Annotated in this window: 12 protein-coding genes; 3 read left to right on the top strand and 9 right to left on the bottom strand. The window is 69.2% G+C overall.

Going from position 1 to position 15,184, the window contains the following annotated elements; genetic code table 11:
* Positions 1-50: 50 nt before the first annotated feature.
* The 4 genes from K5880_RS03525 to K5880_RS03510 all read right to left on the bottom strand — a co-directional run bounded on the left by K5880_RS03525 (position 51) and on the right by K5880_RS03510 (position 5,051).
* Complete coding sequence (locus tag K5880_RS03525) at positions 51-1,220, bottom strand: extracellular solute-binding protein (RefSeq protein WP_297648744.1); 1,170 nt, start codon at positions 1,218-1,220, stop codon at positions 51-53.
* A 150-nt stretch (positions 1,221-1,370) separates the two neighbouring features.
* Positions 1,371-2,810: an aspartate aminotransferase family protein gene (locus K5880_RS03520; protein ID WP_297648742.1), complete on the bottom strand. Its 1,440-nt coding sequence runs from the start codon at positions 2,808-2,810 to the stop codon at positions 1,371-1,373.
* Between the two features lie 22 nt (positions 2,811-2,832).
* Positions 2,833-4,203: a glutamine synthetase family protein gene (locus K5880_RS03515; RefSeq protein WP_297648739.1), complete on the bottom strand. Its 1,371-nt coding sequence runs from the start codon at positions 4,201-4,203 to the stop codon at positions 2,833-2,835.
* Between the two features lie 35 nt (positions 4,204-4,238).
* Positions 4,239-5,051 (bottom strand): gamma-glutamyl-gamma-aminobutyrate hydrolase family protein, encoded by an 813-nt coding sequence (locus K5880_RS03510; protein ID WP_297648736.1) that lies wholly within the window; start codon positions 5,049-5,051, stop codon positions 4,239-4,241.
* 99 nt (positions 5,052-5,150) lie between these two features.
* Between K5880_RS03510 and K5880_RS03505 the strand changes: the two genes are divergently transcribed.
* The gene (locus K5880_RS03505) at positions 5,151-6,653 is read left to right on the top strand and encodes a PLP-dependent aminotransferase family protein (protein WP_297648734.1); all 1,503 of its coding nucleotides are present in this window, start codon (positions 5,151-5,153) and stop codon (positions 6,651-6,653) included.
* 34 nt (positions 6,654-6,687) lie between these two features.
* On the opposite strand, the gene K5880_RS03500 is transcribed toward K5880_RS03505, so the two are convergent.
* The 4 genes from K5880_RS03500 to K5880_RS03485 all read right to left on the bottom strand — a co-directional run bounded on the left by K5880_RS03500 (position 6,688) and on the right by K5880_RS03485 (position 11,592).
* Positions 6,688-7,854: an ATP-binding protein gene (locus K5880_RS03500; protein WP_297648732.1), complete on the bottom strand. Its 1,167-nt coding sequence runs from the start codon at positions 7,852-7,854 to the stop codon at positions 6,688-6,690.
* Between the two features lie 55 nt (positions 7,855-7,909).
* Entirely contained in the window at positions 7,910-9,217 is a 1,308-nt protein-coding gene (locus tag K5880_RS03495) for an FAD-binding oxidoreductase (RefSeq protein ID WP_297648729.1), read from the bottom strand.
* Between the two features lie 5 nt (positions 9,218-9,222).
* On the bottom strand, positions 9,223-10,152 hold the full coding sequence (gene speB / locus K5880_RS03490) for an agmatinase (RefSeq protein ID WP_297648727.1): 930 nt from the start codon (positions 10,150-10,152) through the stop codon (positions 9,223-9,225).
* Between the two features lie 123 nt (positions 10,153-10,275).
* On the bottom strand, positions 10,276-11,592 hold the full coding sequence (locus K5880_RS03485) for a hypothetical protein (protein WP_297648724.1): 1,317 nt from the start codon (positions 11,590-11,592) through the stop codon (positions 10,276-10,278).
* A gap of 120 nt (positions 11,593-11,712) precedes the next feature.
* Between K5880_RS03485 and gstA the strand changes: the two genes are divergently transcribed.
* Positions 11,713-12,318 (top strand): glutathione transferase GstA, encoded by a 606-nt coding sequence (gene gstA / locus K5880_RS03480; RefSeq protein WP_297648721.1) that lies wholly within the window; start codon positions 11,713-11,715, stop codon positions 12,316-12,318.
* A gap of 134 nt (positions 12,319-12,452) precedes the next feature.
* On the opposite strand, the gene K5880_RS03475 is transcribed toward gstA, so the two are convergent.
* Positions 12,453-13,697 carry a YbfB/YjiJ family MFS transporter gene (locus tag K5880_RS03475; protein WP_297648718.1) on the bottom strand — a complete coding sequence of 415 codons (1,245 nt, stop codon included), beginning with the start codon at positions 13,695-13,697 and terminating at the stop codon, positions 12,453-12,455.
* 118 nt (positions 13,698-13,815) lie between these two features.
* Here K5880_RS03475 and K5880_RS03470 point away from each other — a divergent pair, with 118 nt between their 5' ends.
* The gene (locus tag K5880_RS03470) at positions 13,816-15,183 is read left to right on the top strand and encodes an aspartate aminotransferase family protein (protein ID WP_297648715.1); all 1,368 of its coding nucleotides are present in this window, start codon (positions 13,816-13,818) and stop codon (positions 15,181-15,183) included.
* Position 15,184 lies beyond the last annotated feature (1 nt).

The raw sequence follows: 15,184 nt of genomic DNA, 5'->3' as shown, positions 1-15,184 counted from the left end.
CTGTTCAACCCGGCAGGATGAACAGCCCTTTGAGCCCGTGAGGCGGTGTGTTACTTGCCGCGCTTGAAGGCGTTGTAGGTGTCGTTGAGGACGCCCGAAATGTCGTTGGAGAAGCCGCCGGTGGGGATCAGGCGGGCGGTGTCTTCGGGGCTCAGGAAGATGGTCTTGTTGTTCTTGACCTCGTCCTTGATGTCGGCCAGCGCGGCCTTGTTGCCGGTCGGGTAGTTCATTTCATTGGCCATGGCCGCGCCGTTGGCCGCGCGCAGGTAGAAGTCCATGAACAGGTGGGCGTTGAGCACGTGCTTGGCGTCCTTCGGGATCGCCATGGTGTCGATGAACACCAGGCCGCCACCGGTGGGCAGCAGCGGGACGATCTCGTCCTTGCCACCGGTTTCCTTCACGCGATCGGCCGCGATGTTGATGTCACCCGACCAGCCGATGAAGGCACAGGCCTTGCCGCCGGCGATGTCGTCGATCATGGTGCTGGAGAACAGGCGCACGTCCTTGCGCACCTTCATCAGCATCTCGCCCGCGGCCTTGAAGTCCTCGGGGTTCTCGCTGTAAGGCGGCTTGCCGACGTAGTGCAGGGCCACCGGCAGGATCTCGCTGGGCGAATCCAGGTAGGCGATGCCGCAGGACTTGAGCTTGCTGGAGTACTTGGGGTCAAACACCAGGTCCCAGGCGTTCTCGGGCATGGCCATGCCGCCCAGCGCCTTCTCGACCTTCTGCTTGTTGATGCCCACGGTGGTGAAGCCCCAGGCCCACGGCACCAGGTGCTTGTTCTCCGGGTCCACGCCAGCGATCTTGGACATGAAGTCGGCGTCGAGGTTGGCGTAGTTCGGGATCTTGCTCTTGTCGATCGGCTGGTACAGGCCACCGTCGATCTGCTTCTTGGCGAAGCCGGCGGTGGGGATCACGATGTCGTAGCCCGAGTTGCCGGCCACCAGCTTGGCGTGCAGCGCCTCGTTGTTCTCGAAGGTGTCGTAGTTCACCTTGATGCCGTACTCCTTCTCGAAGTCGGCCACCAGGGTCTCGGTGATGTAGTCGGGCCAGTTGTAGACATTGAGGATCTTCTCTTCGTCCATCGCGGGGCCGGCGGGCGCCGCAGGCGCGGCCGCCACCGTTGCGGGCTCGGCGGGCGCGGCCACCGGCTCCTCTTTTTTGCCGCAGGCGGCCAGCAGGATCGCTGACATTGCGAGAACCAGAACGTGCTTTTTCATGGTGTTGCTCTCTCCAAGGAGGTTGTTGACCGAAAGAACCCAACCGGCTGACGAGGCTGAAGGCGTGCAAAAGCCGCTAGCAATTTCCAGACCCGGCGCCGGTACGCGTGACCCGCACCCCGCAGGCGGGATGTCCGGAAAACATTCTAGTCACCCCAGCTGGCCCACAGCCCGCAACTCGTCCACCGTCGCGTCCAGGCAGCGCCGGATCAGCGCCACCATCTCGTCGATCTGGGCGCGCGTCATCACCAGCGGCGGCGCGATGATCATGCGGTCGCCCACCGCGCGCATGATCAGCCCGTTGCGGAAGCAATGGGCGCGGCACATCATGCCCACGCCCAGGTCCGGGTCGAACAGCTCGCGCGTGGCCTTGTTCTTCACCAGCAACAGACCGGCCACGAAGCCGCAGGCTTCGGCCGTACCCACCAGCGGGTGGTGGCGCAGTTCCTCGAAGCGCTCGGCCAGGTAGGGGCCGGTGTCGTCGCGCACCTGGACCACCAGGTTCTCGCGCTCCATCAGCTCGATGTTGGCCAGCGCCACCGCGCAGGCCACCGGGTGGCCGCTGTACGTGTAGCCATGGTTGAATTCGCCGCCCTTGTCGACCAGCACCTGCGCCACGCGGTCACCCACCATCACGCCGCCCAGCGGGATGTAGCCGCTGGTCACGCCCTTGGCGAAGGTCACCAGGTCGGGGCGCATGCCGAATTTCTCGTAGGCGAACCAGTGGCCCAGGCGCCCGAACGCGCAGATCACCTCGTCGGAGATCAGCAGGATGCCGTGCTTGTCGACAATGCGCTGGATCTCGGGCCAGTAGGTGGAAGGCGGGATGATCACGCCGCCGGCGCCCTGCACCGGCTCGGCGATGAAGGCCGCGACCTTGTCGGCGCCGATGGAGAGGATCTTCTCGTCCAGCCAGCGCGCCGCGCGCAGACCGAAGTCGGCCTCGCTTTCTCCGGGCAGCGCGTTCTCGAAGAAATAGGGCTGCTCGATATGGGTGATGTTGGGAATCGGCAGGTCGCCCTGGGCGTGCATGCCGCTCATGCCGCCCAGCGAGGCGCCTGCCATGGTGCTGCCGTGGTAGGCGTTGTTGCGGCTGATGATGACCTTGCGCTGCGGCTGGCCCAGCAGGTCCCAGTAGCGTCGCACCATGCGCACGTTGGTGTCGTTGCTCTCGGAGCCGCTGCTGGAAAAGAACACGTGCTCGAAACGCCTGCCGCCGACCTTGGGCGCGAGCGCCGCCAGCTTGGTGGCCAGCTGCACCGCCGGCACGTTGGTGGTCTGGAAGAACGTGTTGTAGAACGGCAGCGTCATCATCTGCTGGTACGCCGCGTCGGCCAGCTCCTTGCGGCCGTAGCCGGCGTTGACGCACCACAGACCGCTCATGGCGTCGAGGATCTTGTGGTCCTCGGAATCCCACACATAGATGTTGTCGGCGTGCGTGATCACGCGCGAGCCGCGAGTGGCCAGGTCGCCGTGGTCGGTGAACGGGTGGATGAAGTGCGCGCTGTCCAGCGCCTGGATGGCCTGGGTGTCCTGTTGCTCGGCGCGGCGGACCAGGGCGGGCGGGGCGATGAGGATGGAGGTGTTCATGGTCGGTCCTTGGTTCGCGTGATCAGACGTGAAGAAGAAGATGCTCGCGTTCCCAGGGCGAGATCACCTTCATGAACTCGTCGAACTCCAGCTCCTTGATCTCGGTGTAGATGGTGATGAACTCCTTGCCCAGCACCTCGTGCAGGTCGGGTTCACGGCGCAGCCAGTCCAGCGCTTCGCCCAGGCTGCGCGGCAGCGAGTACGGCGCCAGGTAGGCGTCGCCCTTCATTTCCGGCTTGGGCTTGATCTTGTTCTTCAGGCCCAGGTAGCCGCAGGCCAGCGTCATCGCCATGGCCACATAGGGGTTGGCGTCGGCGCCGATCACGCGGTTTTCCACCCGGCGCGCCTGTGGCGAGGAAATCGGCGAGCGGATGCCCACCGTGCGGTTGTCGTGGCCCCATTCGATGTTGATGGGGGCTGCCGTGTGGCGCGAGAGCCGGCGGTAGCTGTTCACGTAGGGCGCCACCAGCACCATGGCCGCGGGAATGTAGCGCTGCATGCCGCCGATGTAGTGGTAGAAGGCCTCGGACGCGGAGCCATCCTCGTTGCTGAAGATGTTCTTGCCGGTCGCCTTGTCCAGGATGCTCTGGTGCACGTGCATGGCCGAGCCGGGCTCGCCGGCAATGGGCTTGGCCATGAAGGTGGCGTACATGTCGTGGCGCAGCGCGGCCTCTCGCACCGTGCGCTTGAAGAAGAACACCTCGTCGGCCAGGCCCAGCGGGTGGGCGTGGAAGAAGTTGATCTCCATCTGGCCGGCACCGATCTCGTGGATCAGCGTGTCCACGTTGAGCTCCATCTTGTCGCAGTAGTCGTAGATCTCCTCGAACAGCGGGTCGAACTCGTTGACCGCGTCGATGCTGTAGGCCTGGCGCGAGGTCTCGGCGCGTCCGCTGCGCCCGATCGGGGGCTTGAGCAGCGTGTTCGGGTCGGTGTTGCGCGCCGTCAGGTAGAACTCCAGCTCGGGCGCCACCACGGGCTCCAGGCCCTCGGCGTCGAACAGCTCGCACACATGGCGCAGCACGCTGCGCGGCGCAAAGGGAACGAGCTTGCCGGCGTGGTCGAAGCAGTCGTGGATCACCTGCGCCGTGGGGTCGGTGGCCCAGGGCACGATGCGCACCGTGGTCGGGTCCGGGCGCAGCTGCATGTCGCGGTCGGTCGGCTCGATCACGTCGAAATACGGGCCGCTCTGCGGAAACTCCCCCGTCACCCCCATGGCCACGATGCCCTGCGGCAGCCGCATGCCGCGGTCCTCGGTGAACTTCTCACGCGGCAGGATCTTGCCGCGGGCCACGCCGGTCAGGTCGGGCACAAGGCACTCGACCTCGGTCACGCGGTGCTGGTTGAGCCAGTTCTCCAGGTCATTGAAGTTCATCTTCTTGGGGGGGGCTGTCATGTGCCGTCTCCGTTATGGATATGGGTATGGGGGTGTCAGGCGCTGGTGCTGGCCGCGCTGCGAGCGAGATCCATGGCCTGCAGGCGCTGGCTGGTGCGCTGGCGGCAGGCACGGCCGAAGGCCTCGAAGATGGCGGCATAGAAGGGCGTTTCCCAGCAACGCCATTCCGGGTGGAACTGCACCGCATAGGCAAAGGTGCGCGCGCCGCGCACGCCAAAGGCCTCGACCACGCCATCGGGCGCGTGTGCCAGCGGCTCCAGCTCGGCGGCCAGGCGGTTGATGCCCTGGCCGTGCAGGGAATTCACCTGTGCGACCGGGCCCCCGGCCCAGGTCTCGAACACACTGCCCGGAGCAAGGCGCACCTCGTGGCGCGACGCGTACTGCTCGTCGGGTGGCGCGGTCTTGGGCTCGCGGTGGTCCATCAGGCCCGGCACCTCGTGCACGCGCTGGTGCAGCGTGCCACCCAGGGCGACGTTGATCTCCTGGAAGCCGCGGCAGATGCCCAGCAGCGGCACACCCTCGCGCACGCAGGCCCTGACCAGCGCCAGCGTGAGCAGGTCGCGCTCGGCGTCCAGCGGCAGGCTCGGGTCGGCCACGTCCTCGTCGAAATGCGAAGGGTGCACGTTGGACGGCGAGCCGGTCAGCATCACGCCGTCCACCAGCGCGAGCAGCTCGCTGATCTGGCCGGTGTCGGCCAGCGGAAACATCACCGGCTGGGCCTGCGCCCCGACCTTGACGGCCCGCGCGTACTTGTCGCCCAGCAGCAGAAAGGGCATCTGGTGCCCGTGATCGCCCATCAGGCGGTGGTCGGCAGGCAGCCAGACCATGCACGGCGGCGGCTTGTTCATGATGACTCCAGACAGTGGATGCCATTGTGGGGGGCCAATTGGATCACAATGAGGGCCAGTTGCACCCATTGTGTGGTGCCACTTGCCCCATCCCTACCCATGCTGTCCGAATACCTGCTGGCCGAAATGAGCCGCCTGGGCGCGCGCGACGCCCTGCCCCTGCACCGCCAGCTCTACGAGGCGCTGCGCCGCGCCATGCTCGACGGCAAGCTCGGCGCGGGCGAGCGCCTGCCCTCCAGCCGGGACCTGGCGCAGGACCTCAAGCTCTCGCGCAACACCGTCGTGGCCGCGATCAACCAGCTCAGCGTCGAAGGCTACCTGGCCAGCCGGGTGGGCAGCGGCACCTATGTGAACGACAGCGTGCCACGCACCACGCCCGGCCGCGGCGCGCGCCAGGCTGGTGGCCAGCCCGCCACCGTGCAGGCTGGCCGGCTCTCGGCCCGCGGCAAGGCGCTCTCGGCCAGCTTCTGCGCCACCGAACTGGAGGTGCAGCCCTTCACCCCCGGCATCGCCGACTTCAGCGCCTTCCCGCTCACGCTCTGGCAGCGCCTGCAGAACAAGCACTGGCGCCTGACCTACCCGGACATGCTGGACTACAACGACTCGGGCGGCTACGCACCGCTGCGCCGCGCGGTGGCCGACTACCTGCGGGTCTTCCGCAGCGTGCAGCTCGACGCCGACCAGGTCGTCATCACCACCGGCACGCAGCAGTCGCTCGAACTCTGCGCGCGCCTGCTGGCCGACCACGGCGACACCGTGTGGGTGGAAGACCCGGCCTACTGGGGCGCGGTCAAGGCCTTCATGGCCACCGGCCTGTCGCTGCACCCGGTACCGGTGGACGAGGAAGGCATCAACCCGCGCAGCGCGGACAACGCGAAGCCGCCGCGCCTGGTCTACGTCACGCCCTCGCACCAGTACCCCACCGGCGCGGTGATGTCCCTGCCGCGGCGCCACCAGCTGCTGGCCACCGCGCGCGCCCACGACGCATGGGTGCTGGAGGACGACTACGACAGCGAATACCGCTTCAGCGGCCCGCCGATCTCCTGTCTGGAGGGGCTGGACACCGATGGCCGCGTGCTCTACATGGGCACCTTCTCCAAGGTGCTCTACCCCGGCCTGAAGATCGGCTACCTGGTGGTGCCCAGGCCGCTGGTGGCGGCCTTCAAGCAGGCCCACTACGACCTCAACCGCCCGGGCCAGATGCCGGTGCAGGCCGCGCTGGCCGAGTTCATCGAGATGGGCCACTTCGCCAGCGCCCTGCGGCGCGCGCGGCTGAACTACGGCGAGCGCCGCCAGTGCCTGCTGGAGGCCCTCAGGCCGGTGCTGCGCGACACCCAGGAAGGCCCCTACATCAGCGGTGCCGAACAGGGCCTGCACCTGTGCCTGCGCCTGCCCCAGTCGGTGGACGACCGCGCGCTGGCGCAACGCATCGCCACGCAGCACGGACTCACGGTGCGGCCACTCTCGGCCTACTGCCTGGCGCGCAAGGACCTGCGCGGTCTGGTGATCGGCTACGGCTACGCGCCACTGGCCGAAATCAAGCGCTGCGGGCCGCTGGTGGCGGCGGCGGTGCGGCAGGCCTTGGGAGGCGCAGCGGCATGATCGGCCTCGCACGCGCCGCTGGCGGCGAGCGGCCTCAGTCAATGCCCGCGAATTCACGCCAGCCCAGCACTTCGCAGCCCTGCCGCTCGTAGCGGCCCTTGCCACCGAACACAAGGCCCGGCGTGCGCAAGGGCGTCCCATCGCGTCGGGCAAATTCCTGCCACTGTCGCGGGCCATTTGTCCAGTCCGAAGCCAGCGTGCTGCCCGACTTCACCTCGATCGCCTGCAGCCCCTCGGGCGTCTCGAACACGATATCCATCTCGTGACCCAGGCTGTCGCGCCAGAAGTGGAGGCCGGCACTCCGGCCCGCGTTGTACCGTTGCTTGATCAGCTCGGTCACGACCCAGGTCTCGAACAGGGCCCCGCGCGCGGCGTGCGTGCTCAGGGTTCGCGCGTCGCGGATCCCGAGCAGCCAGGCCATCAGCCCCACGTCAAGAAAATACAGCTTGGGTGTCTTCACCAGCCGCTTGCCAAAGTTGCGGTGGTGCGGCAGCAGGCGTGTGACCAGGTAGCTGGTCTCCAGCACCGAAATCCAGTCACGCGCCGTGTTCGACGAAATGCCGCAATCCGCGCCCAGCGCCGAGAGGTTGAGCAGTTGCCCCGAACGTGCCGCGCACATGCGGATGAATCGCTGGAACTGACCAAGGTCGCGAACCGCAATGAGCTGGCGCACATCGCGTTCCACGTAGGTGGCAACGTAGTTGGCAAACCAGTCGGCGGGCACGAGCTCACGGTCGTACAAGGCCGGGTAACTGCCCTTCAGCAGCATGTCGTCCAGACTGGGTGGCGCGTGCGCCGGACCGAGTTCAGCCCCGGACAAAGGCAACAACTCGACCCGCCCCACCCGGCCAGCAAGCGATTGCGATATGCCGGCCATGAGGTCGAACTGCGCCGATCCCGTGAGCACGAAATCGCCCATGCGCCGACGCTCGTCCACCAGGCCCTGCAGCCAGGAGAACAGACCGGGGCATCGTTGAACCTCGTCCAGAACGGCGCCGTCCTCGAACCTGGAGAGAAAACGGCGCGGATCCTGTTCGGCGAACTCGCGCTCGTCCGGATTTTCCAGCGACACATAGGGCTTGTGCGCGAACAGCTGGCGCGCGAGCGTTGTCTTTCCAGACTGGCGCGGCCCCGTCACGGCAATGATGGGAAAGCCTTTCTCGAGCCTTTGCAGTGTGTCGGCGGCAAAGCGCGGGATCATGTGTTTACAAATTAGAAATTGAATTTCAGATTTGTAATTCTAACCTTTAGCCACGTCAAATCACATCCCGCATCCGGTGCCACAGCATCCCCAGCGCCAGGCTGGGCGTGCGCAGCAGCGGGCCGCCGGGGAAGCGGCGGTGTTTCAGGCGCGCGTACACGTCGAAGCGGCTGGCCTGGCCTTCGATGGCTTCGGCCACGAGCTGGCCGGCCAGGCCGGTGAGGGCCACGCCGTGGCCGCTGAAGCCCTGCAGGTAGTACAGGTTGTCGCCCAGGCGGCCGAAATCGGGCGCGCGGTTCATGCTGATGTCGACGAAGCCGCCCCACACGTGTTCGATGGGCGCCTCGCGCAGCGCGGGGAACACCTCGCCCATGCGCTGGCGCATCACGCCCTCCAGGTTGATCGGCGTGCGGGTGGTGTAGCTCACGCGGCCGCCGAACAGCAGCCGCGAGTCGGCACTGAAGCGGAAGTAGTCGAGCACGAAGTTGTTGTCGCACACCGCGGCGTTGCCGGGAATCAGGCGCGCGCAGAGTGCGGGATCGAGCGGCGCGGTGGCCACGATGTAGGTGCCCACCGGCATGATGCGCGGCGCCACCTCGGGCGCCACGCGCGGGCCGTATTCGGGCAGCATGCAGTTGCCCGCGAGCACGCCGAAACGCGACGTCACCTGGCCCTGCGCGGTGCGGGCCACCAGGTTGGTGCCGCGCTGCAGCGTCGTCACCGGTGAGTGTTCGAAGATGCGCACGCCCGCGGCCTGCGCGGCGCGCGCCAGGCCCAGCGCGTACTTCAGCGGGTGCAGGTGGCCCGAGCGCTGCTCGCGCGCGGCGGCCACGTAGCGCGGGCTGTCGATCAGGCGTGGCAGGTCGGCGCCCTCGGCCCAGTCCACCTGCAGGCCGCGCCGCTTCAGGCCTTCCATCTCTTCGTGCAGCTCCAGCGCCTTGCGCGCGGAGTCCGCCACGTACACATAACCGTTGACGCGGTCGCAGGCGATGCCGTGCGCGGCGATGCGCGCGTCCATCAGGTCGATGGCTTCGAGCGACATGTCCCAGGCGCGCTGCGCGTCGGCCGCGCCGAGCTGGCGCTCGAACGGGCCCAGGCCGCTGGCGTAGCCGACGATGGCCTGGCCGCCATTGCGACCGCTGGCGCCGCTGCCGATGCGATCGGCCTCCAGCACCACCACCGAGAGGCCGCGCTGCGCGAGTTCGAGCGCTGCGCTCAAGCCGGCAAATCCGGCGCCCACCACGACCGCGTCGGCTTCCAGCGCCTCCTGCAAGGGCGGCAGCGGTTCGGGCCGCTGCACGCTGGCTTCGTAGTAGCTCTTCTGGTTGAGCTGGGTATCCGAACCGATCAACGCGCGCGCCACGCGGGTCACCCGTTCAGGCGCTTCGCGACCTGCCCGCTCAGGTAGGTCCAGACGAAGGTGGCGGCGGCGTTGCTGGTCAGCTCGGCGTGGTCGTAGGCCGGGGCCACCTCGACACAGTCCATGGCTATCCAGTTCAGGTCGGCGAGCTCTTCGAGGAAGGTGAGCACCTGCGAGCTCGTCATGCCGCCGGGTTCGGGCGTGCCGGTGCCGGGCGCAAACGCCGGGTCCAGGCAGTCGATGTCGAGCGTGAGGTAACACGGGCGCTGGCCGATGCGCGCGCGGATCGCGTCGATGGCGGGCTGCAGGCCCGCGCCGTCGAGCCCGCGCAGCGCGCGCGCGGTGAAGATCTGCCCGCCCTGGTCGGCCACGTACTCGCGCGCGGCGCGCTCGCCGCTGGAGCGGATGCCGATCTGCACCGTGTGCGCCGCGCTCACCAGGCCCTCCTGCAGCGCCTCATACGTCCAGGTGCCGTGGCCCGAGGGCTCGCCGAAGTGGTCGCGCCAGGTATCGCAATGCGCGTCGAAATGCACCAACGCCAGCGGCTCGCCACCGTGCCTCGCTTTCGCCGCGCGCAGCAAAGACAGCGTCACCGAATGGTCGCCGCCGAGGAACACGCAGTGGTGTTTCGCCATCAGCGCGGCGGCCTGCGCCTCGATGTGGCGGCGCACCTCGGGCAGGGGCGAGGCGTTGGGCAGGCGCATGTCGAGCGCGTCGCCCAGCTGCGCCAGCGGCGAGACGTCGAACACCGGGTGGATGGCGTCGCACAGCATCAGGCTGGCCGCACGGATCGCCTGCGGGCCGAAGCGTGCGCCCGGCCGGTTGGTCACCACGCCGTCGCAGGGCACGCCCGCAATCGCGAATGGCTGCGCGTCCAGCGGCGCGCAAGCCATGAAACGGTTGCTGTTGTTGGCGTAGGCAAACTGACCCAGGGCCATGGGGACATCCTCAGGGAATGGTGCACAGGGAACACAAAGTGGTGCCAGAAGATACCGCCGCCATGCCCACCCCATGGGTCCAATCGCCCGGTGACACCGGCGTCCACCCCCGCGTCCGGCCGCCTATTTGCCGAACAGGTCCTTGAGGCCTTCGCCGAGGCGGTCGCCCAGGTTGGCACCTGCACCGGTGCCCACGCCCGGGGCAATCACCGTGCCGATGGCCGCGCCCAGCAGGGCCGCGCGGGTGAGCGTGACGCTGGGTTCGTCCAGCGTGCCGCCCACCGCCAGCGGCACACCCACCACCTGACCGCCGGCGCCGCGCGTCATGTCCACGCGCACGCGGCCCGAGAGGCTGCGTTCGGGGTTCACGGTCACCTCGCCCGTGGCGGCCAGCACGCCCGAGCTGGCCACCAGGTTCGTGAGCACGATGGTCTGGCCGCGCGTGGCCACCTGCCCGGCGAGCGTATCCAGCTCGGTGATGCCGCCGCGCTGCAAGCCCACGCTGAGCACCGCAGCCGCCAGGTCCAGCCCCTGCAGCACCGCGCCGTTGACCGTGAAGCGCGTCTGTGTGCGCAGCGCCTCGGTGATGGCACTTGCGCCGGCCTTCGGGTCGATGCGCGCCGACAGCGTGGTCTGCGCATCCAGCTCGCCGGTGAGCGGTCGGCTCGGCGCGGTCAGCGCGGCCACCTCCACACCGCGCGTCTGCAGCTCGCCCTCGAACACGATGTGCCGTGCCTTCGGGTCGCCGGCCGCAGGCAGTGCCACCTTCAGCGGCCCCTGCACCGTGCCACCGCCCACGTCCACCCGCAGGGTCCAGGCGGTCTGGCCGTCCGCGTCACGCTGCAGCCGCGCCGTGGCACCACTCAGCGCGCCGCCGGTGATCTGCACCTGCGCCGACGCGGGCCAGCCGTCTTCGTCCAGGTCCGATTGCGCGCTCACCGTCGTGCGGCGGCCCTGCTCACCCACCCAGGTCACATCGTCAAGCACCATGCGGCGCGGCAGCCAGCCCAGGTCCAGGCCCTCGTCGCCAGCGTTCGCCGGCGCGCGGGCCGCCGCTGTCTTGTCCGGCGCCTGCAGGCGCGCGGCCAGCAGCACCAGGGTGGCCTGCGGCAGCACCGCCTCGCGCACCACCAGGGTGGCCACCTGCAGCCGACCCGCCAGCAACGCCGCCCAGGCCGGGCGTGCCTCCACGCGTGCCAGGGTGAGTGCCGGCTTCGCCTGAATGTCCAGGCCTTCGAGCACCACGGCCGGCAGCGGCCACACGTCCACGTCGACCCGCGACAGCTTCACCGGCACGCCCAGCGCCGCGCTGGCCTCGCGTTCGACACGCTGGCGAAAGCCGTCGCTGCCGGTCCACTGGTGCAGGGCGAACACCACCGCCGCACCCAGCAGCAGGGCCAGGGCTGCGGCGACCGCCAGAAATCGGAGCAAACGATGCATGCCCGCATTGTGCCGGCCAGGGCCGCGGCATGCCCCTGGCCCGGCAGAAAACCACCGCCGCCGCTAGCATCCGTTTCCTGCGCCCCGCCCCGGGGCGCGATCCCGAGGAAGACCCGTCCCATGAAGCTCTATTACTCCCCCGGCGCCTGCTCGCTGTCCCCGCACATCGCCCTGCACGAAGCCGGCCTGGCCTTCGAGGCCGTGCCCGCGCCCACCAAAACGCACCAGCTGCCCGACGGCACCGACTACTACACCATCAACCCGCTGGGCTACGTGCCGCTGCTCGAACTCGACAGCGGCGAGCGTCTGCGCGAAGGCCCGGCCATCGTGCAGTACGTCGCCGACCAGGTGCCGCAGAAGAAGCTGGCGCCGGCCAATGGCACGCTGGAGCGCTACCGCCTGCAGGAATGGCTGACCTTCATCGGCACCGAACTGCACAAGACCTTCTCGCCGCTGTTCAACCCCGCGACACCCGAAGAATTCAAGACCACCACCAAGGAGAAGCTCGCGGGGCGCCTGAAGTGGGTGGACAGCCAGCTCGCCGGCAAGCAGTACCTCATGGGCGACACCTTCAGCGTGGCCGACGGCTACCTCTTCACCGTGACCAACTGGGCGCCGCGCGTGGGCGTGGACATCACCGGCCTGGCGAACCTGAACGCCTACCGCGCCCGCGTGGGTGCGCGGCCGGCCGTGCAGGCCGCGATGAAGGCCGAAGGCTTGATCTGACGCCCCGCGCCGCCTGCGGCGTCACCCGCATCGCATGAAACGGCCCGGCCCAGGGACACCGAGGGTCCGGCTTCGCCGGCCCCAGGTGTCGCCTCCCTTCCAGGGGAGAGCGCCGCAGGCGCGCAGGGGGTGTTTCATGCCAGCGCTTTCTGTCGGGTTGCAAGCGCCGCGCCCACCCAGAGCGCGATAGCGGAGAACACCAGGCCGCGCGCCAGGCCGCCCGGGCCGTCGGCGATGAAGCCCACCACCGTGGGGCCGACGATCTGGCCGGCGGCGAACACGATGGTGAAGGCGCTGATGCCCGCGGCCCACTGGGCCGGCGGCAGGTTGTGCCGCACCAGCGCCGTGGTCGACGCCACCACCGACAGGAACACACCGCCGAACACCAGGCCCGAGGCCAGCACCAGCGGCCAGCTCGCGGTGAGCGCGGGCACGATGGCGGCCACACCCAGCAAAGCGTTGAGCCGCGCCAGCGCCTGGCCATCGCGGTGTCGGTCCAGCAGGCCGGCCCAGATGCGCGAGGACGCGATCACCGCCAGCCCGAGCAGGGCGTAGAACGTGGTGATGGCCGCCGCCGGGCTGCCCTGCTCGCGCAGCAGCGCGATCACGAACGTCATGTAGCCGATGTAGCCCACCCCGAAGCCCGCGTAACCGGCGAGCGCCGGCAGGAAGTCGCGCACGCGGAACACGGGCCCGCGGGCGCCTTGCGCAGCCGACGACGGTCCCTCCATGCGCGACAGCACCCGCGCCGGCCAGGCCATGAGCGCGGTGGCCAGCAGGCACACCAGCGCCAGCGCCCACCAGGCCCAGGCCCAGGCGTGCGCTTGCTGAGCGGCGGCCGCCAGCACCGGCGGCACCCCCAGCGCCGAGACCACGATGCCCAGCCCCGTGCCGCCGTAGTACAGACCCAGCAGGAACCCGCTGCGCCGGGGCTGGCGCGCACCCAGCCGCGCCGCCAGCAAGCCACCGGCGATGAACACCAGCGCGCTGGCCACGCCAGCCAGCAGGCGCTGCGCGAGCAGTGGGGCGGCGGCGGTGAAGAAGCCGCTCAGGCCCATGAACAGCGAGGCCAGCAGCGAGCCCGCGAGCAGCAGGCCGGTGGGCGAAAAACGCCGCATCAGCCAGGGCGTGGCCAGCGCGCCGACCAGGTAGCCCAGCGCGTTGAAGGTGTTCATTGCCCCGGCCAGCGTGTAGCTCCAGCCCAGGTCCTCGCGCATCGGCGGCAGCAGCAGGCCGTAGGCAAAGCGCGTGATGCCCAGCGACACCGCCGCACCGAGAGAAAGCGCCAGCGCCAGGCGCACGTAGGGGGTGGTATCGGGCGTGTCACCCGGTGGCGTCGGCAGGCTGTGGCGCGGGGCCGTCGGGCGTTGGTCGTGCATGGCCGGGCCATTGTGGTGGATTCGGGGCCTTGCCGCGCCGGTGCCATTTCGTTGCAGGCCGAAATGTCCACCGGCGTGGGCCACGCCCACGAAGCCCACGCGCCTTTAAGCTGGCGCCATGCCAACGCCTTTCATCGCCCCCGAGCGCATCGCTGCGCTGCAGCGCGCCGAGCGCGAACGCTTCCTCGCCACGCACCCGGCCTCCCTGGCTCTCGGCGAGGCCGCGCACCGGCACTACCTGTTCGGCGTGCCGCTGCACTGGATGCGCGACTGGCCCGGCCCGGCCAGCCTGTTCGTGCGGCAGGCCCGGGGCGCCACGCTCACCTGCGCCGACGGCCTCGATTACGCCGACTTCTGCCTGGGCGACACGGGCGCCATGTTCGGCCACAGCCCGGATGCCGTCGCGCAGGCCATCGCGCGCCAGGCCACCCAGGGCCTTACCTGCATGCTGCCCACCGACCGCGCACCCGCCGTGGGCGCTGGCCTGCAGCGTGTGTTCGGCCTGCCCATGTGGCAGCTGGCCCTGAGCGCGAGCGACGCCAACCGCTTCGTGCTGCGCTGGGCGCGCGCCGTCACCGCGCGGCCGACCCTGCTGGTGTTCGACGGCTGCTACCACGGCGCGGTGGACGACACGCTGGTCGACCTCGATACCGCCTCGGTCCGCACGCTGCCGCGTCCCTCGGTGCTGGGCCAGGTGCACAACCACGCCGACTTCACCCGCGTCGTGCCCTTCAACGACCTGCCCGCGCTCGAAGCCGCACTGGGCCAGGGCGACGTGGCCTGCCTGCTCGCCGAGCCCGCGCTCACCAACTTCGGTCTGGTGCCGCCCGCACCCGGCTTCTGGGACGCGGCGCGCGCGCTGTGCCGTGAACACGGCGCCGTGTTCGTCTGCGACGAAACCCACACGGTCTCCACCGCGCTGGGTGGCTATGCGAAGGCGCATGCGCTCGACCCCGACGTCCTCGTGATCGGCAAGGCGGTGGCCGGCGGCCTGCCCTGCGCGGTCTATGGCTTCACGCGCGAGATGGCCGAACGCATGACCGCGGCCAAGAACGCCGCGCCCGAGGGCCACAGCGGCATCGGCACCACACTGTCGGGCAATGCGCTCACGCTGGCCGCGCTCGACGCGGCGCTGCAACACCTGCACACGCAGGCGAGCTACGACCACATGCTCGCGCTGGCCGGGCAGCTCGAACGGGGTCTGGTGGAGCGCATCGCCCGCACCGGCCTGCCCTGGACGGTCACGCGTCTGGGCGCGCGCATGGAACTGCAGTTCATGCCCCACACACCGCGCCATGCGCAGGACGTGCGCGAGCAGGCGCGGAGCGACCTGGAGGCACTGCTGCACCTCTTCATGCTCAACCGGGGTGTCGTTCTCACGCCGTTCCACAGCATGGTGCTGGTGTCGCCCGCGACGCAGGCGGCGGACGTGGAACGTCTGCTCGCGGTGTTCGACGAATGGCTGGCTGCGCTCGCAGCGGCTTGAG

The sequence above is a fragment of the Hydrogenophaga sp. genome, assembly GCF_025699295.1.
Taxonomy (GTDB): Bacteria; Pseudomonadota; Gammaproteobacteria; order Burkholderiales; family Burkholderiaceae_C; genus Hydrogenophaga.
The sequence above is the reverse complement of the archived record's forward strand: the minus strand, read 5'-3'. Positions and strand labels throughout refer to the sequence as shown.